This window comes from Gillisia sp. JM1 (assembly GCF_000424645.1).
GTDB lineage: Bacteria > Bacteroidota > Bacteroidia > Flavobacteriales > Flavobacteriaceae > Gillisia.
On sequence record NZ_KE384218.1, the window covers coordinates 884379 to 908664 of the forward strand.

Consider the following 24286-nt stretch of genomic DNA (forward strand, 5'->3'; position numbering starts at 1 on the left):
GGGTCAAAACGATGTATAGTGCGGCATTTATTATAAATACTCCTATAATCATCCCGAAACTGAAAGAAAAAATAATGACTAATAGGGAAAATAGTATTGTCACCATCATTAGAGCAAAAAGGGATATGGACAAACCAAATATGACCGCCTGTTTTCTGATATTTTTATAGATCTGGAATTTTTTCATCTTATACTACAATCGTGATTAGATATGTAAATATTCCCACGACAGCACCTGCAATAAGCACGAAAACGAGAATTCGGGTAATCCCCTTCTTGATATCGGAGTTCTCCCCAAAGAAATGCCCGGCATTAAAAAGGAAGCCTACAAGAAATATAATTGCTAAAACTATTGGGAAGATGGTTCGGATTGTGTTTGATATATCATCAACCGAATTCTCAATGCCACCAATTTGTGCAAAAAGCGAAGTGGATAACAGTGAAAGAAATGTTGCCAAATAGAATGATTTTTTCATAACGGAAAAGTTTAGATTTTTGATTCATTTTCGTTAATGGAAATTTACATATATTTGATTATAAATAACTGATAATCAAATAATTGTGAATAAAATATTATTTGAATTCAATTAAATTCCGTTGCTATTATTTGACATCAAATTCTATGAATTTTGGAAGGGCCAATGTTAATAACTTGAAAATTGAAAATGAAAAAAGTGCTCAAAAACGTCAGTTTTATCTTTTTGCTTCTAAAAATGTGTTTCATTTTTGGGCAGGAAATAGACAGTCAGAAAATAATTATTATTGATCCCGGACACGGCGGAAAAGATTCCGGTGCTGTCGGGATAAATGGCATTCAGGAAAAGAATATTGTACTTGATATTGCGCTGGATATTTTGAGCTTAAACAAACAATCCAAAACACCATTGGATATTTACTTGACTAGATATAGCGATACGCTTATTTCCTTATCGAAAAGGACGAAACTAGCCAAGGCATTGAATGCAGACGTATTTATTTCCGTGCACTGCAATCATTCAAATAGTTCTAATACAAGAGGGGTTGAAATTTATGTGGCAAAGAACATTTCTCAGTATTTAAATAGTTCGACCTGGATTGCATTTCAATTGCAAGCTGCATTGAAAAAGAAATTAGGATTTGAGAGTAGAGGTGTGAAGTTTAAAAATTTTCAGTTGCTAGTAGACTCTGCCAATCATTTTCCATCTGTGCTTTTGGAATTGGGGTTTCTGAGTAATTGGGATGAAAACCGATATTTTTCGAGTCCTGAAAATATTCGATTGGCAGCTTTAGCGATTTTACTATCCATACAAAAACATAGAAATTATGAATGATATTTTTTTAGAATTAACGAAGAATTTGAAAGAAATCATTAGGCAGGTTATTTCAGAAGTGATTTTATTTTATAAATCTTTCCGAAGTTAAATTACTTCCTCTTATCCCCAGCCCGTTTATCAAAAGCAATCAGATTAAACAATTCTCGCATTCTACTACGAACTCGGTTTCCATAGCGTTCTTCTAGTTCCTCGGCATTCAGATTTGTAGTGGCATGCGTTTTTATTCTATGTTTTGATTGAAGGTAAAGCTCATATCGAGATAAAAGCACCTCGCCCATTACATTAAGATCTTTGCCATAAAATCTTCCGGCAGGTTCAATGCCTAGGTCATCAAAACAGAAGAATTTTGTATTTCCATAGTCTTCAATTGTTTTAAATCCGAGATGATTAAAGCTGAAAATTACATTCCTGCACGGAATCATCTCGTACGATCGTTGCATAGGTACAATATGTCGAAGTAGTTTCATCAAAGTGGTTTTTCCGCACCCTACAGGCCCGGAAAGTAAGATTCCCTTATTGGGATCAATTCCATTCTTTTTGCAATTCTCTTTATCGCAGATAAAGTAATTGCAAAGCTTGAGCAGAATATCCTTATCCTCGTCATAAATTTTAAATTTTTTTCCAAACAGCAGCTTGCCTTTGGCATCCAGGTAAATCAGGATTTTGTCAAAATCGTATAGAAAACTTTTGTCAATAAATTTTCCGAGCGAATATTCCACGCCTCCTTCGGTTATTTTAAAGGGGTTGTCCATAGTCCTTGTTTTTAGTGGTTCGCAAGTTGTCCTTGATTTGGGACTCTTGTTTTTTGTTCGGTTTGTTTTCTTCGTCAAATAGTTCGGTTCTGTCCATCCAGTTTGTGGCTAAGGCTCGCCAATCTCGAATTTCTTTTCCATCGCTAGTTTGCCAGTTCCGAGTTTCGTAATGCTCGAAGAATTTTTTTGCTTCATCAGCATTAAAACCTTTTTCAATAAAAAAATTAATTACGGCCTGCCAGCCCTTTGGTTGTTTTATATTGTTTACTTGTTTGGTATTGTTTATAGTAGATACCAATGCTTGTCCACTGGTGGGACGGTGCGAGTACACAGCTAGTCCGTTGGTGGGATGGTACTGGTTCACTACTGGTTCATTTCTGGGACGGTACTGTTCCGCAAGCTGTTCCAATTCGGGATTGTACTGTCCCATATCCGGTTCATCACTTGTCCCGATAACGGCCATCTTAATTTTACTCCCTTTATATGGATTATTGGAAGGAAAATAGAAAAGATATTCCCAGGAATCAAGATCAGTAACGCATCGATGGTAGGTGGATTTTGAGCCTATTTTTGCACAACGCATTAAGTCTCTGCGATTCACGTAAAATTCATCCGCAAAACGGCTACTGTTCCATTCCTGGAACAGCGCCATATACAGACTGATATGGGTAGGGTTAAGGCGGTCATCAAAAAAGAACTTTTCAAAAGCCGCATTGAGTAGCTTTATGTAGTTCATCCCTTAAGAATTTAGACCGTGCTGTACACGGTTTGCGGTCATTATATTTTGAATTTCCTCGGTATCGTAATAAATAATTCCTCCAACCTTAGTATAGGGTAGCGTACCGTTGATGCGTAGATTTTGTAATGTGCCTGGACTTACTTGCAGCAAATCCATTACCTCAGAGGATTTGAGGTATCTTTTTAGTTTTCCTTTTGCTTGTTTTGCTAAAAGGTTTTTAATGTCTTCGAGCAGTTCAATTTTGAAGTCTCGCAGATCGTCTGTGGTGATTATACTTGTTGGCATTGTAAAACGGTTTTAAAAATCCCACCGCAGGTTATAAGTTTTAAAGCAGCGGGATTAGGTTAATTTGACTTTCGTTTTACAAATTTGTGTTAGATTAACGGAGTTATTTCCCTAGACCTCTCGTAGTTACGATAAATTTTAACATACATTTAAATTGATCTTAATTGGGATGAAATGGTATCTTGAACCCCTAACTAATGAATAATATATAAGAAAATTAATTTGGAAATAGAGAATTATTGCATTTCGTAGTTACGAGAAGAACATACTTGATTAAACGGAATCATCTTGATTAATTTTATGCTGAAGTTTTATAATTAACTCTTCTAAAAATTTTGTTTTACTACCCTTCCTTGCTTTTATTTCTGAATATGTTTTATATACATTGTCAAGCTTCACATTGAAGAAATCCTCAAAGGAGGCTGTTATTGTACTTAAATCTGCAGTTCCATGGTTTAGAGCACTAACCGAGGACAATGCATAAATCAATTCGATTAATGCAGTTTTTGAAGTAGTCCACAATAATAATTTATGCTTCTTTTCATTATGAAATTGATTGCTCCCAGGTTTTACAATTTGTATAGTTTCTCGTATATAATGGATATATCTATACATCGCCTGGACTTTAGCCCACAGCATATCATGGGATGTAGAAAATTCTGGATATTGATAATAATTGATCATTGGCGTGAAGGGGAAATTATTACGATGGTTTCTAGTGAAAAACTGATGATCTAAATAGCTATGCCCTTGCTCCATATAATGAACAAAATCACTATTCTTTGAAAAGAATTTATTGATTTTTCGTATTTCTTTCTCTAAAAATCTAAGTTGATAGGCTTTTCCTGCTTTAGGAATCTGTAATTCGCAAGCCCTTATTTCAGAATAGTATATCAAATAGCTCATGGGTATTACCTTTACGTTTTTAAAAAAGCTGATTTCCAGTTGAGTTGTTTCAAAATCTGCTTTTTCAACAATATCCTGAAGAATTGAAATTGCTTTATTACAAGTTGGAATGGCCAAATCTGCTTTTTTCAACTGGTTGTATGTTTCCGTTTGAGAAATGGAATTAATAGCATCGCTAAAATTTTCTATAACATCGTTAAACATGACATTCACATCTTGAGTTAATAAATAATACCAAGGCAATATGTTCTTCAATTAATTATAGCTTAACGTTTGTAGGGAGTTATAAAATCATTGTAGAATTGAAAAGTATCATTAATAAAATCCAGTATTAGTTAACTTCTTTTTTGTAAAAGACCTATTGATTCTAAAGAATAATTGTCCTTGGCTTGTACATAGGAAAATTTTGGTATAACTGTAGCGCCTACTTTTCTCTTTTCAAAAGATGCTGTCATTCCAAAATCGATTTTTTTAAAATTCAAGTCCTTGGCTCTTTTTATGGTCTGAAATAAAAGTTGTCTGTAAATTTGATATTTTTCTGAATATTTATAATCCATTCCTATATAATTAGGCACATAGGTATGATTTAAATTTTTATAGCAAAACATTACGCCTACAGGGTCTTTAGAATAAGAATTAAAGTCTTTTTTAAGGTGGAGAATAATAAATTCCCAGTTGTTATCTCTAGCCATTTTAGTGAACAGATTTTTAGGATACAAAAATGTATTTAAGCCAATATTATTATTTTTTACATTAATATATAATTCATATAGCTTATCAAGTTGGCCTTCAGTAATAGTTCCCACAATGGTTATATCAAACATTTTTTCAAATGGGGCGATATCTTTTCCAAAATGCCTTCGGGACCGGGAAGATAATTTGCCTACATACTCTTCTATTGAAGTCCAAGAAAAATTTGTAAAAATGCAGGAGTCGGGCATATTCACTTTAATAAATCCCTGTTCATGAAAGGTTTCATTTAGGTCATTGGACCTATTAAAATCCCTTAAGACTAACATATTCGCATTCAACTCCTTTTGTAAAACTTCCACCTCTCTATGAAGAATACTTAGAGCTAGTTTAGATCTAGGGTGAGAAGTATCTAAATATAAATGTTCTCCTTCTGTAAACAAAGACCCCATACTCAAAACGTAGGATGTCATATGGTAGGGATCCTTAATTCGTTTCTCCTCCAATAGTTGAGAAACAGATGCAGGAGACAGCATATCATCCTTCCATAAAGAATAAGTAAAAAATGTGGCCAGTATTGGAATTGAATTTTTGTCTCTTATTATAAAATAGTGAAATGACCAGTTGTTCTCCAATTTCTCCTGGTTCCTGAAAACTCCTTCTATAAATTCAAGGCCTTCCCAATCAAATGTACTTCGTCGACCTAATAATTTGTTCCATTCCTTTTTCTCGATATTTTTAATGGTTGTAGAATATTCAATATTTAAACCTTCATTGTTTTCCAGATTTTTAAATTTTAACTCCGGAAGATAAAATGCACCTCTTACACGATTATTATCCGTATTTGTTTCTTGGAGAGCTAATGGATAATGATAAACCATTGCCTCCACCAATCCTTTAATGTCACTCTTAAAATTATGTTTGGAAATTGTAATTCTTACTCCTGTATTCTTTACAGGAACTGCCGGGAATAGCCCTAGGTTAATATAATATCCTTCTTTCATTAAGCGTTGGACAAATTTGTATCCGGTAACTGGCATGCCTGTGCCAATAAAAAATACCGGGGAATCATTTCTTTCAACCAAAGGTAGATCTGTATCGTCCAGCAATGAATTGAAATAGTTAATCTTATGAGAGAGTATTTTTTGCAGATCATAAATTTCGGGAGAGAGATGAATTGCGGCAGAAGCTGTAGCGGCAGCAACCGAAGCTGGTTCTAATTGAGCAGAAAAAGTTAACGGCCCACCAAAATTTTTAATTTTAGTGTGTATTTCTTGATTTGAAGTTACCATTACTGCCCCACTTGCCCCAAAAGTTTTGCTTAAAGTACCAATCAATATTACATTGTCCTGCAGCTCCTTTAAAACTTCCATTACGTATCCCGTACCATTTTTTCCCTTCCAGCTCATTCCATGAACATCATCAAAATACAAATGAAGTTGAGGATATTTCTTGCACAGCTCCATAAGTTCTAAAATTGGTGCAAAATCACCGTACATGGAATACACTCCGTCAGCCATATACCCAATTTTATTACATTTCGTGGATAGACTTTTTATTTTATCTTCCAACATATCCATATTATTGTGCCTAATCATTTCAACCGGAATTCCCCGGGTTCTTAAAATTTGTGATGCACTTTGGACACTCCAATGGACCTGATGGTCAAGAATAACACCATCCTCATCCCTTATGATGCATGGAATAACTGCCATATGTCCCAGAGTACTATTTTTTGTGATTATAACAGGATTATTATACATTTTTGAAATACGTTCCTCCAGTCCCCGGTAAAGGGGATGTGAGATATATGTTTTAGATAGTGGGAATTGTGTACCATAATTTCGGATAGCATCAATCGCAGCCTGTTTTAATCGTTCATCCTGTTCTAACCCTAAATACCCGGTTGTACCAAAATGAAAATGATCTTTACCATTGATTCTTATCTCTCTCCCTGAAAAACTTTCTCCTTCAGCATATAAATGTATTACCCCTTCTTTTTTTGCATTAGAAATAACAGCATCTACTGTATCGAGGAAATTATTATGTTTAATCTTTGCCATTTCTCTATCTTTTAATTTCGATTTATTGAAGCTAAAAAATATTTTTATAGCTTCAATAAATACAAACTTAGATAGTGTGGAAAATGAACTTTTAATTAAAATATTGACCCTTAAAGATAAGATTTCCTATAAAATTTGACGGCATTTGCTTTAAAATGATCTTTTGAGTAAATTTATTTTTAAAATCATCAACGGTAATTGATTAAATTCAATTAATATAAATATCAATATTTTGAAAACTCGGGCCAACGATAAGAATGCAGAAGTTTGGATAGAAAAAGATATCCTGCACTTCGTATATGGGCCAGTAGAGAATCTTACTTTATCTACCGCCAAACAACTTCTTAAACTTAGGCTTTCTATTCAGAACAATAAAAATTATCCCGTCCTTTGTGACCTGCGCCAAATTATTCAGGCAGAAAAAGGCGCCATGGATTATCTAGCCAAGGAAGGTTCTATTCAAACTACTGCAGTAGCTTTATTGGTTAACTACCCACATTCAAAGGTGACTGCTCAATTCTATCTCACTACTAGCCTTCCAAAAGTTCCATCACAAATTTTTGAAGATAAATTAAAAGCTCTGGAATTTCTATCGCGTTATCCTAAAACACACTAACCATGTACTATCCGGACGACAAACAGTTTGATCAAATTACACGTCTAATTACTGCATTGGCAAATGGGCAATACGATAAAAGGATAAAAGTAACTAAGCTGGATAATAAATTTTCAACCATTAGTGTCCTACTCAATATGCTTGCTGGAGTTCTAAAGGAAGCAGTACCTGGTCTCTATCCGGAGAACAATCTTAGTTATCTTAATCATATTATTCTTCTCATTGGAAAAGATCTTAATATCTATGAGTATAATTACGGTGCCCTCGAATTGTTTCGTGAAGAGCATCTCAAACATTTAAACTATATTTTAGATAACTCTTCTATTCAAAAATTAAAAGAAATGATTATCTCGAATGCAATTGAAAATTCGGTTTCTCTTAATTTTCGATTGAAAGATGATTTATTTTTAACCATGAATAGCAGGTTAACAAGGTTTAAAAACCAAAATATAAATCACTACATACTCTCTGCAGTTAAAACTATTTCCAAAAATGAATGGTCAAGGGAAGAACTTCTTCAGAACTCAATACTTCCAAGATCTCAATTTAATATTTCTAAAAACAAACAATTAATTGATAGGCTGTATCACTACCTGATGGACAACCTTGACTCGCCACTTAAGCCAATTCCTGAAATTGCAGATGATCTAAATACCAACGCTACTTTATTAAAAAGAGGATTTAAGATTATTCACAGTTCCACTATCGCAAAATTCCATCGTGATAAAAGATTGGAAAGGGCAAAAGATCTCCTACTGGATAATGACACACCACTTATTGTTATTGCTGACCAATGCGGATTTAAAAGCATTTCACATTTTTCTAGGGCTTTCAAAAAACATTTCGGCATAAATCCCTCCAAAAGCCGATAACTCTTCTTTAAAGTAAAATCTAGTTCACATAAGAGCAATTAAAAACACCGAATTTTGATAATATAAAATCGGGATTATGTTTTTTACATCAAATCAGAAGCATTGGATTTTAGAAGGAATAACATTCTTATTCATTCTCTTATTTGTTTATGCTGCAGTAAGTAAGTTATTAACTTATGAGCAATTTAAAGCTCAATTAGAGCAATCCCCTTTTTTAAGTTCTTTTGCAGATTTTTTGGTTTGGGGAGTCCCTGCAACTGAGTTGCTAATTGCCACACTCCTTTTCTGGCCTAAAGTGAAATTAGAGGGATTATGGAGCTCGTTTATTCTAATGGTGATTTTTACCACTTATATCATTATCGTCTTAAATTTTTCAGATTCAATCCCCTGTTCCTGTGGAGGTGTAATATCCTCTTTTTCTTGGACCCAGCATTTAATTTTTAATATAGGATTTATAGTATTAGCCCTATTCGGAATTTTTCTCAATCCAACAATAAATAATGAAATAGTCGGAAGCACTAAAGGCTTAAGCTTCAATAAGAAATAAAAGATTTTGTTGCAACAAAAGCAGGGGAAGCCGAAAACCTGAATTAGAGTAGGCGATTTTGTTTAACTATTAAAATTAATATTATGAAAACTAAATTTTTAATACCAGTATTGGCAGCGATTTTTGCCATTGGAATGTCCTTTACAACCATAGAAAATGAAAGTGATCCCAGTCAGGATTACATTCTCCAAAATGGTGATTTCATGCCTCTTGGAACGGAGTTAAACTGTGGCACTGGAGTTAAAACCTGTAAAGTGAAATTACAAAATGGAAATGTCTATGATGTTTATGATGCCGCTGATCCTAACTCTTTAAAGAGAGGTAATGGAGAAGTTATAATTTATTAGTTAAATTATAATAAAGGGAATCACACCGGAGAAATCCGGTGTGATTTTCTTTATTATTTAAAATCCTTATCCCTCATCACAAATTCATACAAGTTATCGTCCTTGAAATATTTATTTGCTGTTTTAACGATATCTTCTACAGTAAGTGAATTTACAAACTCTTCAACTTCTACAGGATCCGTTAAAGGCTGACCATATCTATAATGTGCATATAAGTTTTGATGTTGTGGAAGGTGTTTACCTCCTCGTTTATTTAAATCGTAAAAAAGATGCATAGCAAACATTCCCTTTTGAAAAATTCCCTCTGTGATTTGCCCTGATTTCATTTCTGATATCACCTTACTTAATTCCTCTCTTATTATATTAAATTCTTCTGGAACACATTCAAATGTGCTGCTTATTTCATAACGGTTCAATTTTTTATTGAACGCTCCCGATACTCTCACATCATATAGCTCAAGTCCCATTTCGAATCTTAATCTCCAGGCTTTTTCAGTGGTGATCCAGCCTAATGCCTCCACTCTTAATTGCTCCTTCCAGTCTAAAAGAATTGGCGCTGTTTGAATGAAGATTATATGGTACTTCATATAATTTAATTTTTCATTTCTCGGAGCAACGATTTCCTGATATTTAGGGGCTTCATATAGAAACAATTTTTCTTTCTTAGAAGAAGAAGAAAAAGAAGAAGAGCAGAATAGTGGAGAGGACGAATTGGTTAAATTACCTAAATATTTACTTGCCAATGGCAATACAGTTTCTATTTGAAAATCACCACTAATTACGAAGGTGAAATCTTTGGCATTGCCAAAAAGTTTTTTAAATATCTCATGGGCTTGATCTAAATTTGTTTTCTCAATACCTTTAAAAAATTCATCTCCCTCTTTCAAACTTTTCTTACCGAGCAAATCACCCACAAAAGAGAAATCTCCAGTACTTTTTCGAATAGCATTTTGAAACTCACGATTGGATTGATGCTTGTGAGTTTTGTATTTCATTAGCTTCCAATCTTCAAAAGCTTCTTTATCTATATTTGCGCTTGTAAAATGGAGATAAATTAATTGCAGAATAATTTCTAGATTGTATAAGTTTGTACTACCCTGAATTCCCACTTCATCCATATCTATATAAGTTGAAACAACTCCCGATAGCATATTGTTTTTCTCGAGAAACCTGTCTATCTCAAACCTTTTCATTTCATTTAGTCCTGAATAGCTAATAATACTAGGAGCATTTGCCGCAGAAAAGAATTGTTCTTCGGGAAAGCAATTAGTTCCTTTTAAAGCATACCCATGAATTCTAATATTATCCTTATCTAATCCAACTGCTTCATTAATTTGCTTAAAAACTAGTTTAACTCCATTATTTAATATAATTTCTCGCACTCCTGTTTTGGAAAAACTATCTTTTGTAATTTCTGGTTCCTCAAATTTCTTTACGTCCTTCGAACTCATTAGAGCTTCAGGAATTATAGGCTTCTCATATGGTTTCACGTCTTTTTGATATGCTTCTTTAACCCAAGAACGCACTTCTTTTTCTGTTAATGATAAAGCTTGATGGCCGCTAGGAGCAATAATTCCTATGTCTTCTGGTTTTTTGGAAAAAAATTCGCTCCCAAAATCATTAAATTCTGACAATGATAAGCGTGATAGCCATTCCTTAAGTACTGCGTTTTTATCATCTGGAAGCGCTTCGCCTTTTATATAGAAATTTTTAATTTCTTTTATCCAATAGTCAGCATTATTTTCATCTTTGTTTTGCAAGTATTGTATGTGCTTCTGCTTCAAAATGTCCCATTCAGCGCCAGAAATTCCGTACTTTTGGAGTTCTAATATTACACGTATAATTTTTTGAATGGCTTGTTTCTCTCCAATGGATCTCTCCAAGGTTGCTCTAATTTTCATCGTTGATGGCAGGTTATCTAATTCGTAAGTGTCTCGAATCCCTGCAGAGAAAGAACTATAGGTAGTTGAAATTTCGCTCAAACGCTCACTCGTAATTCCTCTCAACATTTTCAAAAGAATTAATCTCTTAATTCCATTTATATTATTAAGGTTTTTCATCGTAATGGGGTCTCGAAAAATAATATCTAAACTCACTTTTGTATCAGGGAATATCTTCGATTCAACTGGAGTTCGTTTTATAATTGAGAACTGAGGAGCACGACTGGCAAACAATGAATCACAATTCATTATTTTTTTTGAATTCTCTGGTGATTCGAGGTCTGAGAATGTACTTTTTATTTGTTTTTCCAGTCTATCCATATCTTCAATATTCCCAACGATACTTAAGGCTAATAAATCTGGACGATACCAATCTCTATAAAAGCGTCTAAATCCTTCTGGAGTTTGAGTTCCTATACTTTCCAAATAATTTGATTCATCCTGCTGGCAAGGAAAATAACTAGCCTCTAACTTACTATTGGCATTGTGTTTATTAAGATTATCCCCTTCTCTCATAAGAAATTCCTGTTTTAATTCTCCTTTTACGCTATTTATAGCTTCATTATTCAAATTAAGGCCATTGGCGATATCTTTAAAAAATAAAAAGGCTGTTCCCAAAGCTTCTTTACTTTTGGGGGGTGCGTCAAAATAATATTCTGTAGTCTGTCCGCTAAATGCTAGCATGTCGTATACATTGATTCCTAATTTATTTATCGATTCACTTTGACCTATTCCATTTGGAAAATGTTTGGTGGCCTTAAATGCCAAATGCTCCAAACCGTGTGCGACATCAAACTGATCCGAATCCTCCTGATTAGATCCTGCTCTATGGTAAAATCTCATATACAATTTGGTTTGGGGCTCGGGAAGGGCCTTTATGAAATAGGTGAAACCATTTGCGAGACGTCCATATCTAATAGTACTATCCAATTCAACGGGGGGTGTACTTTCATTAATTCTATCATAATTAGCTGATGCCCGAAATTTACAACTACTGGTAAACAGAATAATTAAAATGGCTATGACGCAAAAGGTTGAGATATATATATGTTTTTTCATTTTAATAACCATTATTTTGGGTAAGATTTGGATTTGTCATTAACTCAGCTGCAGGAATTGGATACAAAACATCTGTTTCCTGCCATAGTGGGTCACCGGCTCCTAAGATTTCGCCAGCCTTTCCTGTACGTTTTAAATCAAGCCAGCGATGCCCCCATTCTGTAAATAATTCCTTTCTTCGCTCTTCTAGGATTTTATCTAACAAATTTTCTTTAGTAATTGTAGGGTTGATTTCGGATAAAAGATCTAGTCCTGCCCTTTTTCTTATCACATCGAGGTCAGCTATTGCTCCTTGTAAATTTTCCTGCATCGCTCTGGCCTCTGCCCTAATAAGGTATTGTTCCGCAAGACGCAGCACCATAGAATACTCTGTTATAGGCTCTGTACTATTTTGAATTTTATATTTATTTGCATAATAAACCTCTAAACCCAGATGAAATCCTATCCAATTTTGAACCCTTAAATCATTTTCGTTAATAGAGAAAACAAAAGCGTGTTCTATTTTTAAATTTGCCAGAAAAGAAAAAAATGGATGGATTAGAAAACTTGCACCATCATTGGTGTTAGTTAAAACACTTCCTGATCCTTTTGGAGAAAGTTGCCAAATAGCTTCCATACTATTTGCTAAAAAAACCTTGTCTAAATTCTCTAAAATTTCATAGGTATTACTTTGGGAGATAACCTGACTGCTTAAACTTTCTGCCTGCTCCCAATTTTTAAGATAAAGGTTTACCCTAGCCAGTAGTGCTATAGCAGCAGTTTGATTTACCTGAGTTCGCTCTCCTTGATCATAGCCGCTACTTAGAATTTCAACTGCTGCTTGAAGATCGCCGATAATTTGCATATATATTTCCGATTCTGAATTACGAGAAGCCAAAGAATTATCCTGATAATCTGTGCTCAAAATTAATGGTACATCACCATACAAATTAACCAGATAGAAATATGTAAATGCCCGAACAAACTTGGCTTCTCCTTCAAGTTTAAAGCGAAGATTCTCGGAAATATTCTCGGAATCTGAAAGCCCTTCTATAAGAGAATTGGTGAGATAAATTATATTATAAGCGCTTGACCATAAATTTAAATTCCTATTATTATCAGGTAAAATTTCATGTTGTTCAAATTCCATATAGGAAAGATTTGTCGTACGAATTGGCTCAAGAGCATCAGCAGACAAACCTGCAAGAACCGTTACACTAGTGTGTCCTCCACTGCTAAAGGGAGAATTGAACAGTTGGTTATAGATACCGGTCATGGCACTTATGGCCGTTTCGTCATTGTCAAAAACAACTTCACTGGTTATTTTGTTATCCGGTGTTTCGATCTCTAAAAAATCCTCACAGGATGTTAAAAAACCGAAGAGTAACAACACTAATACTTGTTTTATTTTATATAATGTTTTCATTTGTTTTGATTTAAAATTGAATTTCCAAGCCTGCAGTTATTGTTCTTAGTCCGGCAAAAGAAGTCCCATCAAAAGGGATCTCCGGATCTAAGCCTTTATACTTTGTGAGCGTGTATAAATTTTGCCCGTTAAGAAAAATTTTTCCATTATTAAATGGTAATCGTCCTAGTACTTTAGAAGGCAATGAGTAGGCAAGAGAAAGAGTTCTTAAACGAAGGAAAGAAGCATCTACAACAGGGAAAGTGCTTGTCAAAACCCTAGAGTAAGCATTGAATGCCTCGCTGGATGCTGAAATTTGCTGAAATCTACTATTGTTATCTAAGGCCTGAAAAGTCTCTGCCCGTTGATTACTCAAATCTCCTGCATTAAAAAGAGCGAAAGTGCCCTCTTGCTTTACAAAATCAAATAAAAACTGTAATGAGAAATTCTTGTAGCTGATATTATTAGTTATGCCGCCGTAAAAATCCCTGCCTAAATCTTGTATAACTACCCGATCTTCAAAATCAAATCTTTCATCTTCATTAATATCTGCTACACTGTAATATCCAGTTTCAGGATCTATCCCTTCATATTGGTACAGTAATGAAATATTTAACGGTTGGCCTACCTTATAAATGTTCGCGTAGGAAGATTGTTCTATCCCAGGATAACTCACCAACTTATTTTTAGGTATCGTAATATTGAGGAAGGTTTGCCAGTTAATATTTTTAGAGCGAATATTAACAGTAGACAATTCCAGCTCCAAACCTGTATTCTCTACCGTGGCCGGCAAGTTGGCCTGAATAGTGGTAAATCCAGTGATGGAAGGAAGAACAAAACCAACCAGTTGATTAGACGATCGATTAAGATACCAACTCGCCCCTAAATCAATACGGTCTTTTAAAAAGCTTAAATCTATTCCAGCTTCCAGCTTTTTATTTACTTCCCAGGAATAGTTAGCGTTAGCAAGCTGAGTGGGATATAAGCCACCGGGACCAGGAGTTGCTTCATAGGCATCTAGAAAACCATAATCTCCAATTTGATCATTACCGGTAGTGCCGTAACTTCCCCGTAGCTTTCCAAAACTTAAGAAAGAATTCTCTTTTTTTAGAAATGTTTCTTCTGTAAATATCCAGGCAGCACCTATAGCTCCAAAATTGGCGAATTGCTTACCAGGACCAAAACGTGAGGAACCATCTCTCCTAACTGTGAGATTTAGAAAATATTTTTTATCCCAGTTAAATCCCAACCTTGCAAAAATGGCAGCATATCTATATTCTGTGTTTTGATGGGAAGCATTAAGTATAGATTCGGCTGCACTTAAATTTCCAATAAGAGTTTCTGAAACATATCCTTGACCTTGTAATCCAAGTTGAGAATACTTACTTTCCTGAATTGTGCCACCCACCAGTGTATTTACCTCGGCTTTCCCGAAACTTCCAGAATAATTTAGTTGTGGTTCTAAAATCCAGGAGCTTCTGTCGATATCAAGATGTGAAGACCCATGGTTTATACTTTCCGAAATTGCAGGGTTATAAGATCTTTTAGGCCTTTTTACAAGTTCTTCGCTATTAAAATAGGTATATCCGAGATTGGTTTTAAAATCGAGTCCCGGCAAAATTTCGTAAGATACCCCAAGACTAGAAATTAGGTTATTCGCTTGGGTCTTACTAGTATTAAAAAATCCCTGCAAAGGATTATCTAAGCCTGCTTCTGACCAATCCGTCCAGTTTAGACTTCCATCCTCGTTAAAAATTGAGGGAGCGTTTGGTGGTAACCGCAATGCACTAAAAGTTAAATCAACATTTCCTACTATATTGCTGATATCTACCCCATAATTAGTTGAAAAATTTAAGTTCCATTTTTTATCCTTAGAGGTATGGTTAATAGAAATACTTGCGGTTGCTTTTTGATAATTGAAATCCCCCGGAAATACAGAACCTTGTTTATGATAAGAACCACTAAGACGATATGAAGTATTTTCATCACCCTGAGTAGTGGTCAAGTTTACATCTGTTATAGAAGAAGTACCACCAAAAAAGAAATCTTGCCAGTCTGTATATTTATTTTGATCCCATAGAACCAAATCATAAGCATTGTACTGGTCTGGCTCTACACCATCATTTATAAAAGCTTGCTTGCGAAGTTGTAAGTACTGCTCAGTATTTAACAGTTCAAGCCGATTGGGAACTGTAGCGACACCAGTATATACTCGTGCTTCCAGACCAGTTTTTTGATTTTCACCTTTTTTGGTTGTAATTAATACTACGCCATTGGCTCCACGGGATCCATAAATAGCAGTAGCATCGGCATCCTTCAATACTTCAATACTTTCAATGTTTGATAGGTTTAAGGTATTTAACGGATCTATACCTGTGTTCCCCAATAAACTATTGCTTTCTATTGGAGTGGAGTTAATGGGTACGCCATTAATTATGTAAAGGGGGAAGTTCCCGTCCTCACGCAAACTGTTCCTACCTCTTATTCGTATGGTGGGAGCCATTCCGGGTTGATTACCGCCGGGAACAATCTCCACTCCCGCCATTCTACCCTGTAAAGCTTGTAATGGACTTATTACAGGTTGTAATTCTATTTCTTCCGCCGTTACCCTAGAGATATTTCCCGTGCTTTCTCGCTCGGTTGTAGTATAATACCCTGCATTTATTTCTACTTCTCCTAGAGATGTTATATTTTCCTCAAGTTGTACATCGATCTCCATATCTCCATTGAAAGGCACTTCCAAAGTTTTATAGCCTATATAAGAAAATACCAAGGTGCTTTTCTCTGCAACAGGAAGATTATAGATTCCTTCCAGATTAGTAATGGTACCAGTATTGGATCCCTTTACCATAACAGTAACTCCAATTAGTGGGATCCCATCTTTATCTGTCACTTTCCCTGTAATTTGCTGTTGAGGAAGCGATGTGATTAATAAAGATTTATTGCCTGCAAAGGCAGCTTGTGCTAGAAAAAAGAAAAATCCAGCAATAATAATTAACGCCAACCACTTAAGGCGCGTGTACTTATTTTCCATAATATTGTAATGTGTTAAATGAAACATTGGTTTTATTTAAGCTATAGCCTTCCCTGTTCGACGCCAATCTTACTTAAGGGAAGGCTTTTTGCTTTTACCCGCTAAAACGGATTTTTCATTTTTCTTTCTTCATAGATTTTCATTTTTAATTAATTAGGCTAAAACAAATTCTGACTATTTTTAGCTACCCCTAACTATTAACCCAAGCCTTTAGGTCTCGTTATAAGATATAGGCTTATCCCACCCAACTACGGTTGTATTTTTTAGGGAATGCAACAGTAACCCACGGGATTATTAAATTTTTCTTGTTCCCGTTAAACAAGCTTATTAAAATACACTCCACAAAGAAATGGCGGCCACTTTGACCTAAAATTAGGATGTAGGGATAGTTAATTAAATGCAAGACTTAAATTATATGGAAGAAATAACCGCTTTAGAATGTATAAGAAGAGAAATTGCCAGAATACAAAAAGGGCATGAAACTCAACTTATTGCATCAGCGGTACTGGTATACCTTGGAACAAATAAGAGAGCTCACGCCCCGGGTCGTGAACATCTTGCTTATCATCTCGTTCCTTAAAATTACCAGTTTTCTGATGCGAGACTGAAAGCGAATGCTTCTAATATTGTATTAAAAGAATCGCAATATATTAATTATGAATCAAATATATAAAATTTTTTCTATTGTGGTAACATTATACCACAATAATTATGTTAAAATTTTTGAGATTGCTTATGAAAGCAACTTTATATGAATACTGAATTATCGAATGAGGAATTCCTAATTAGATTTGGTGGAAAGCTTAAAAAATTACGCGTATTCAAAAACTTATCCTATAGACAGATGGCGCAGAGATGTGATTTAGACTATAGCTATATTAGTAAAATTGAAAAGGGTCAACACAATATTCAATTAACTACAGTCTTAGAGCTTTCTAAAGGATTGGATATAATGCCAAAAGAATTATTTGATTTTTAATTTAATAAATAAGAGGTTCAATATTAACTGCTTTTAATTGATTTCGAAATATTTCAATTAATAATCAAGATACTCTTTAATTATTTACTTTCGATAAATCTTTATACAAATCCAGTTTTTCCCCAGGAATAAAATTCACCATATTTTGAATTTTATTGTTTTTAACATCATATTTAATCTCTACAAAAAACTTATTTAAGGCTCAAAGACCAAATCTGTTTTTTACCTTTAACCTGAATGTTAATAACTGTCTTTTAGTGAAATTCAAATCGTAATGATCTTGATCTGAAAAAAGCTTAAACTAATATGGGTTTGTAAATAATACCAATATACTTTTACAACCAAGTATTTTAGGACTATTGGTTTTTGCCTAGGCTAAATATCCAACACCAAAAATAAAAGACGGTATTAGTTTGATGCTCAAATTAAACTGAACCGAAAGATTGAAAATGAACTAAAATCTGAATATATTTGTCTGAAATCCTAATTTTTGGGCAAATGAGGAGCTTAATAGAATTCGTGTTGTCTTGGCTAAACTAAATTTGAAAAACAAATGGTTAGCTGAAAAATTAAATAAAAATCATTCTACAATTTCCTTGTGGTGCAAGAATTCACGACAATCATCACTTGAAACTTTAAAAGAAACTGCGGAAGTTCTAAAAGTTGACGCTCGCAATTTAATATATAGCACAAAATCTGAAAAAGCGAGTTGAGACATCTAAATCAAATATTCGACAAGTTAAATTTAACCAAAGAAAAAGGTTTATATCTCGCTAATGAAGATAGGAGCCAACTATTCTCTAATAGAGTAGAAAGACTTCTAAAAAATGTCATTCAACCGGATGCAGTATTCTGTCTTGACAATAAACCATTTATTCTGTTTTTCGAAAATTTAGGAATTCAAAAAAAAACAAAGCTTAAAGAAATTTGGAATTTTAATGAGACACCTATTGTTATTATTTTAGAGGAAAATGCAATTGAAATTTACAATGGATTTGAATACCTATCAAATAAAGAAACTCTTAAACTATTTGGTAATGAAGATAAGTTAAATGACTTCAAGTATTTCGAATTAGTAACTGGTAAGACTTGGGAAAAATATCAATCTGATTTTGATTCGAAACACAGAATTGATTTTCATTTATTAAATAACATAAAATCCGTCAGAGATATTCTCATATCTCAATCTTTATCTTCTGAACACGCAAACTCATTAATCGGGAAGATTATCTTTGTAAGATATATCATTGACAGAAAAATTAAACTAGATTTTGAAAAGAAAGGTAAATCACGAATTTGGACTAATTCAGAATTTTGCTCAATATTATCAGACAAAAATCAAGTACAAAAATTCTTCAAATACCTGAAAGATAAATTTAACGGAGACTTATTTCCTTTATCTAAAACTGATATTGAATCAATTCCTAGCGAGTGCCTTACAACATTAATCGAACTACTTTCTGGCGGTAATGTAAGGACAGGGCAAAAATCGTTATTTAATCTTTATGATTTTTCAATTATTCCAGTAGAATTTATAAGTAATGTTTATGAACTATTTATTGGAGTCGATGAACAAGAAAAACAAGGTGCATATTATACACCTTTATTTTTAGTAGATTATATTTTAGCAGAAACTGTAGAAAAAAAATTCGCCAATTACAAAGGTTATGATTGTAAAGTTTTAGACCCAGCTTGTGGTTCAGGTATTTTTTTAGTTGAAACTTTAAGAAAAATTATCGAAAAGTATCAGGCAAAAAATCCTGACTATACAACTAACATAGACCAATATAAAGAGGATTTAAAGAAATTAGCTTCAGATAATATCTTTGGAGTTGATAAAGATAAAAGTGCTATAAATGTTGCTATATTCTCAATTTATTTGACTTTACTTGATTACCAAAATCCTTCTGATATTGAAAATTTTAAATTTCCACAGTTAGAAAAGCGAAACTTTTTTGTGTCTGACTTTTTTGATACAGAATCAGAATTTAATCAAGTTTTAAAGAAAAAAGAATTTTCATTTATTCTAGGAAATCCACCTTGGAAGAGAGGAAAAGGAGAAGAGAAAAAACCACTTTACGTAAAATACATTGAGAATAGACAAAAAAGAGAAAAAGGACTTTTCGAAAACGAAATAAAGATAAGTAATAAGGAAATAGCACAAGCTTTTGTTCTACGTACAAGCGATTTTGCATCTACAAATACCAACATTGGATTAATTGTAACAAGTAAAATTCTATATAATCAAAACGCAAAAGACTTTAGAAAATACTTTTTAGAATGCTTTACTTTAAGAAAAGTGTTTGAATTAGCACCTGTTCGCAGAGAAGTATTTAATAACTCTAATGACAAAGCGATAGCACCTGCTTCTGTCCTATTCTATGATTATACGAGTCAAAGCAATAATGATGAAAATATTGTTGAACACATAACTCTTAAACCAAGTCGCTTCTTTACCTTATTTAAAGTTTTTACCATACAAAGAGCGGATTACAAAAAAGTTTCGCAAAAACAACTTAAAGAATATGACTATTTATGGAAAGTACTCGTTTATGGAACTTATTTAGATTTTAATTTAATTAAAAGGTTATCCAATAAAGACAATTTTCCATTACTTAAAGATTTGATAAGTGACGAAGATGAATTTCTTATTGGTCAAGGTGCTATGATTGGTGGTGGAGACAAAAACGATTCTAAACACCTAATCGGCAAACCATTTATTGATACTCGAAAAGACATTGAACCCTTTTGGCTGAATCCAAATATCCAAAATACCTGGGATTATGAAACCATACATAGACCTCGAAACGAAAAATTGTATCAAGCACCATTTTTACTTATAACAGGAGGAACAGACACATTGTTTCGTTCAGTTTCGGCATTAAGCGAGACAGACGCTGTATTTAAAAGTTCTTTAACAGCTATAAAAAGCCTCAAGGATAATGTCAAACAATTAAAATCAATTTGTGGTATTCTCAACTCTTCATTCTTTTCCTATTTTGGACTTCAAACATTTAGTTCTTTAGGTATCGAGCGAGAAGAATCACACGATGTTGAGAAATTCAATATTCCATTCGTTGACAAAAAAGAAATTTCCAATGTGGTTACGGAATTATCATTAATAATGAATAAAATACATTCCAATGAAATTTTATTGGATTTAAATTTATCCAATCAACTGGAATCCGAAAAAAACAAACTTGATAGAACAGTTTTATCAGCATTTTCATTCTCTAAACAGGAGAAAGACCTTTTAGATTATGCAACTAATGTTTCAATTCCTTCAATTATGAAACATAATGGTTTTGAAAACAATCTTAAACCGATAGATATTGATAGTAAAACTTTATCCTCATATATAGAATTATTCTTTAATAGCTTTAACGAAATATATAAGAGAATCAACCAACAATTAGTGGTCGAAATAAAGTACACTAAACAATTAATTGGTTTGTTCTTCAAATTAGTACCTATCAATTCAGATGTAAATAACAAATCTCAATCAACACAAGAAAATTCAACTATTCTAGAACTACTATCTGCATTAGGTGTTGAAAAAATTACGGATAAACTATTCATTCAAAAAGATGTTAGAGGTTTTGAAAATGACGGATTTTATATAGTAAAGCCTAATGAAAAAAGACTATGGCACAAAGCGATAGCACATTTGGATGTAAATGAATTTAGGGATGCAATAATAATTGCCGGAAAACATACTACAATCAATGTTTAATAGTCTTGATGCATCCAACTTCAAAGGTTCAGTTCCATTTTACGATGCGAATTTTGAATATATTATGCATAAGATTAGTGTATGCTATTCAATGATAGTTGACTCAAAAATTCCATTACCAAAAGATGAAAATTTAATACGTGACGTTCTAGTAAACGATTATCTCAATAATAATCTAATTAAAGAGAATTTAAATCTTAACTATTTCTTCAACCCAGAAGTTCCGGAAAAGAATATAAAAAGACCAGACATTAAAATTCAATCGCCTAATGACGTATACAAAACAGAAGCTTACTATTCTATAGAATGTAAAGTTTTGGATAACAAATATGTAACAGGGACTAGTGGATTAAATGCTAAATACATTAAAAACGGTATTAGAAGATTTACCGATAAAGAGTACACCTCTCATTTCAGGGTGAATGGAATAATTGGTTTTATTGTAGAACAAATGGACATCCACCAAAATATCATTGATATTAATTCGCTTTTGAAGTCTTCGTTCGGACAAATTAAGACAACGAAACTTTTAACTAACGAAAAGTATTTTGACGATTTTGAATATCATTATTCTTCGACACACGAGGATATTGATAATTATGGATTTAAAATTTATCATCTTATGCTTGATGTTAGCGGAAATATCAAACGCTAAGAGCTGTACACATTTGCAATTTGCATCAGCCAACGATACGCCAAAAATTGCCTAAGAGTATGTTTTCCCAACTCTAGCAAGATTGAGTAGAGAAAACGTTAGTGTACAATATAGCCTATCACAAATGAAGAGCATTTGAGGAAAAATTAATATTTAGATACTAAGTATCAAAACTGACAACGAGGCGTCCCTATTCCCCGTTTCTTGTGAACCAAGATTGTTGTAAGGCATTGCAAAAAATCAAATTTAGACTTAAATGAATTGGTTAAAAAGTCTCTTTAATAGAAAGAAGAGTAAAGAAAACAGTAGAAAAATTAAAGTAAAAATGAGCAGTATTAGTGAAGCAATATTAAGTCATTTAAAAATGAAAACTTCTGGAGCGTTGCTATTAACTGGTGACTGGGGAAGTGGAAAAACGTACCATGTGAAAAATACTGTTTTCCCAGTAATTGAAGAAAAAACTGACTTCATACCAATTATTGTCTCTCTGTATGGTGAAACTGATAAAAATAACATTGCTCAAAAGGTATTGTTTTCCTATTTCGATAAAAAGGGGGAAAATGCAAACCTCTCTACTGGTACAATAGCAAAAAATATTAAAAGTTTCACAGATGCAATTCCCATTATAAAAAAATATATAGACGTTGACAAGCTTATAACAGGAACAGGAGACAATATTTTTAAACTTTTACCTCACAATCAACTTTTAATATGTTTTGATGATATTGAGAGAATGAGTAAGAAAATTGACATAAATGATTTTCTTGGAATCATAAATGATTTAGTAGAAAACAATGGTTGTAAAGTGTTACTTATAGCAAATGAAGAACAAATAGATGAAGGAATCTCCTTCAAAGAAAAAACAATTGAAAAGACCATTCATTTTACACCAAATATTTCAGAAATACTTGATGATATATTGGATAATTATGAAGATTCCTTCAAGGATTATATAGCCAAAAACAAAGATTTCTTACTTGGCACATTAAAGGCTGAAATTGATAATGATAAAGAAAAAGTGGAATTAAGGAAATCTTTTTCGAACATTAGGACTCTTAAATTCGCAATAGAACATTTTTACTATGCTTTTTTAATTGTTAAGAATAAAAAAGAGCTTAATGATGAACTTACTAAAAAACAATTAAAAAGTATTTGGATATTTATTCTTGCTATTTCTATCGAGTTCAGAAAACCTAAAAATATTTCCTTTATTGAAAGGAAAAACCTCGACAAACAAACTACCTCTATTTCAGATATTGATTTTAGTCAATTTGACTTTTCAGGCACTTCTGATAAAAAAGAGGTAAAAGAAGACGAATGGAGCTATTCAAATAATTTTAAAAAATTATACTACAATAGGTTATCTGAATCTTACATATTCTATCCCGAAGTATATAATCTAATTACTGCTGGAAAAAGCATAAATACTGAAAAATATTTAAAACATTTAGAACTCAGTTTTAATGTAGTTGAAGGTAAAATAAACCCTTCACATGAACTTTTAGCTCGATTCATGCATGGTTATTGGACATTTACAAATGAAGAATTCAAAGAGAAATTAGAAAAACTTTTAAATTATTCTGAAAAAGGAGAGTTAGGTGACCTAGTATCCTATTTAAATGCGGGAGTATATTTACTAGGGTTTGTGGACTTATTTGAATTTACAAAGGAGGAAATTGTAATTAAGTTAAAAGAAGGTCTTTCTGTATTTTTTAATAAAGTACAGTTGAGTTACTTGATGAAAAGCCAGCTTAATATGGTTTCAGGTCAATTTAAAGAAGAGAATTTACAAAATGTTATTGCATTCATATCAGAGAAAATCAAAGAAATAGAAAAGGAGAATGACAAAAAAGAAGCTGAAAGATTAGAGAAGTTATTTGAAAATGATATTGAATCATTAGTAAAAGAATTTCTTCCGCAACATACTGATATAAGAACACCGGATAAACCTATTTTTCATGAATTTAATGCTGAATTAGTAAAAGACTCAATTCCTAAATGGGATGCAAAAGGTATAATGGACTTTACTTCACTGTTGAAAATTAGATACCTGGACACAGGCTTTAGTGAAAGGTTAACTGACGAATTAAGTTTTTTAGAAGCTATCGAAAGTGGTATAGCAAATATTGATATGAATGAAAAAGTATTGTCAAACAATATTATGCAATCTCAATTAATACCGAGAATTAATGAATGTAAAACAAGATTAACAGAATATAAAAACGCTCTACCCTAATCTGTATAGTGCATTGATACCAAAGTAATAGCAAGAACACTATACAGTACCGGATGTTAGCAACAATTTAAACGCAACTAAAAGATAAATAACACATTTGAAAAACAGAAAATAAAGGATATGTTCCTGCGCTTGG

General features: G+C 33.0%; 20 protein-coding genes. 11 read left to right on the plus strand and 9 right to left on the minus strand.

The genetic code is table 11. The features are described from left to right. Positions 1–188 precede the first annotated feature (188 nt). Complete coding sequence (locus H033_RS0107320; RefSeq protein WP_026837717.1) at positions 189–476, minus strand: hypothetical protein; 288 nt, start codon at positions 474–476, stop codon at positions 189–191. A gap of 237 nt (positions 477–713) precedes the next feature. Here H033_RS0107320 and H033_RS0107325 point away from each other — a divergent pair, with 237 nt between their 5' ends. Beyond that, the gene (locus H033_RS0107325) at positions 714–1310 is read left to right on the plus strand and encodes an N-acetylmuramoyl-L-alanine amidase (protein WP_316928627.1); all 597 of its coding nucleotides are present in this window, start codon (positions 714–716) and stop codon (positions 1308–1310) included. A 92-nt stretch (positions 1311–1402) separates the two neighbouring features. Here the strand turns inward: H033_RS0107325 and H033_RS0107335 are convergent, their stop codons facing one another. The 5 genes from H033_RS0107335 to H033_RS0107355 form a co-directional block, all read right to left on the minus strand. Then, complete coding sequence (locus H033_RS0107335; protein WP_026837719.1) at positions 1403–2065, minus strand: ATPase; 663 nt, start codon at positions 2063–2065, stop codon at positions 1403–1405. Beyond that, on the minus strand, positions 2049–2801 hold the full coding sequence (locus tag H033_RS0107340; RefSeq protein ID WP_026837720.1) for a hypothetical protein: 753 nt from the start codon (positions 2799–2801) through the stop codon (positions 2049–2051). Before H033_RS0107340 ends, H033_RS0107335 begins: the two co-directional genes overlap by 17 nt. Positions 2802–2804: 3 nt before the next feature. Next, the gene (locus H033_RS0107345; protein WP_026837721.1) at positions 2805–3089 is read right to left on the minus strand and encodes a helix-turn-helix domain-containing protein; all 285 of its coding nucleotides are present in this window, start codon (positions 3087–3089) and stop codon (positions 2805–2807) included. 273 nt (positions 3090–3362) lie between these two features. Continuing rightward, a complete protein-coding gene (locus tag H033_RS0107350; RefSeq protein WP_155827747.1) occupies positions 3363–4250 on the minus strand; it encodes an RteC domain-containing protein in 888 nt (295 codons plus the stop codon). Positions 4251–4330: 80 nt separating this feature from the next. Continuing rightward, complete coding sequence (locus tag H033_RS0107355; protein ID WP_026837723.1) at positions 4331–6748, minus strand: aminotransferase class I/II-fold pyridoxal phosphate-dependent enzyme; 2418 nt, start codon at positions 6746–6748, stop codon at positions 4331–4333. Between the two features lie 232 nt (positions 6749–6980). Between H033_RS0107355 and H033_RS0107365 the strand changes: the two genes are divergently transcribed. From H033_RS0107365 to H033_RS0107380, 4 genes are all read left to right on the plus strand, one after another. After that, the gene (locus H033_RS0107365) at positions 6981–7364 is read left to right on the plus strand and encodes a hypothetical protein (RefSeq protein ID WP_034886167.1); all 384 of its coding nucleotides are present in this window, start codon (positions 6981–6983) and stop codon (positions 7362–7364) included. A gap of 2 nt (positions 7365–7366) precedes the next feature. Beyond that, a complete protein-coding gene (locus H033_RS20910) occupies positions 7367–8236 on the plus strand; it encodes a helix-turn-helix domain-containing protein (protein ID WP_026837725.1) in 870 nt (289 codons plus the stop codon). Between the two features lie 76 nt (positions 8237–8312). Next, a complete protein-coding gene (locus H033_RS19780) occupies positions 8313–8783 on the plus strand; it encodes a MauE/DoxX family redox-associated membrane protein (RefSeq protein WP_051227830.1) in 471 nt (156 codons plus the stop codon). Between the two features lie 83 nt (positions 8784–8866). Next, on the plus strand, positions 8867–9130 hold the full coding sequence (locus tag H033_RS0107380) for a DUF6520 family protein (RefSeq protein ID WP_026837726.1): 264 nt from the start codon (positions 8867–8869) through the stop codon (positions 9128–9130). Between the two features lie 53 nt (positions 9131–9183). On the opposite strand, the gene H033_RS0107385 is transcribed toward H033_RS0107380, so the two are convergent. From H033_RS0107385 to H033_RS0107395, 3 genes are all read right to left on the minus strand, one after another. After that, positions 9184–11913, minus strand: coding sequence for a M16 family metallopeptidase (locus tag H033_RS0107385; protein WP_196809426.1), 2730 nt, complete (start codon positions 11911–11913; stop codon positions 9184–9186). Positions 11914–12130: 217 nt separating this feature from the next. Next, complete coding sequence (locus tag H033_RS0107390; RefSeq protein WP_026837728.1) at positions 12131–13534, minus strand: RagB/SusD family nutrient uptake outer membrane protein; 1404 nt, start codon at positions 13532–13534, stop codon at positions 12131–12133. Between the two features lie 10 nt (positions 13535–13544). Continuing rightward, on the minus strand, positions 13545–16574 hold the full coding sequence (locus tag H033_RS0107395) for a SusC/RagA family TonB-linked outer membrane protein (protein WP_231367573.1): 3030 nt from the start codon (positions 16572–16574) through the stop codon (positions 13545–13547). A gap of 388 nt (positions 16575–16962) precedes the next feature. Here H033_RS0107395 and H033_RS0107400 point away from each other — a divergent pair, with 388 nt between their 5' ends. From H033_RS0107400 to H033_RS0107425, 6 genes are all read left to right on the plus strand, one after another. Beyond that, the gene (locus H033_RS0107400; protein ID WP_155827749.1) at positions 16963–17127 is read left to right on the plus strand and encodes a hypothetical protein; all 165 of its coding nucleotides are present in this window, start codon (positions 16963–16965) and stop codon (positions 17125–17127) included. Between the two features lie 171 nt (positions 17128–17298). Then, positions 17299–17526: a helix-turn-helix domain-containing protein gene (locus tag H033_RS0107405; protein ID WP_026837731.1), complete on the plus strand. Its 228-nt coding sequence runs from the start codon at positions 17299–17301 to the stop codon at positions 17524–17526. A 527-nt stretch (positions 17527–18053) separates the two neighbouring features. Continuing rightward, a complete protein-coding gene (locus H033_RS0107410) occupies positions 18054–18239 on the plus strand; it encodes a helix-turn-helix domain-containing protein (protein WP_262489304.1) in 186 nt (61 codons plus the stop codon). Beyond that, positions 18236–21259: an Eco57I restriction-modification methylase domain-containing protein gene (locus H033_RS19785; RefSeq protein WP_051227834.1), complete on the plus strand. Its 3024-nt coding sequence runs from the start codon at positions 18236–18238 to the stop codon at positions 21257–21259. Before H033_RS0107410 ends, H033_RS19785 begins: the two co-directional genes overlap by 4 nt. Positions 21260–21350: 91 nt before the next feature. Beyond that, positions 21351–21914 carry a hypothetical protein gene (locus H033_RS20915; protein WP_155827751.1) on the plus strand — a complete coding sequence of 188 codons (564 nt, stop codon included), beginning with the start codon at positions 21351–21353 and terminating at the stop codon, positions 21912–21914. 256 nt (positions 21915–22170) lie between these two features. Next, positions 22171–24150, plus strand: coding sequence for a P-loop NTPase fold protein (locus H033_RS0107425; RefSeq protein WP_026837734.1), 1980 nt, complete (start codon positions 22171–22173; stop codon positions 24148–24150). Positions 24151–24286 lie beyond the last annotated feature (136 nt).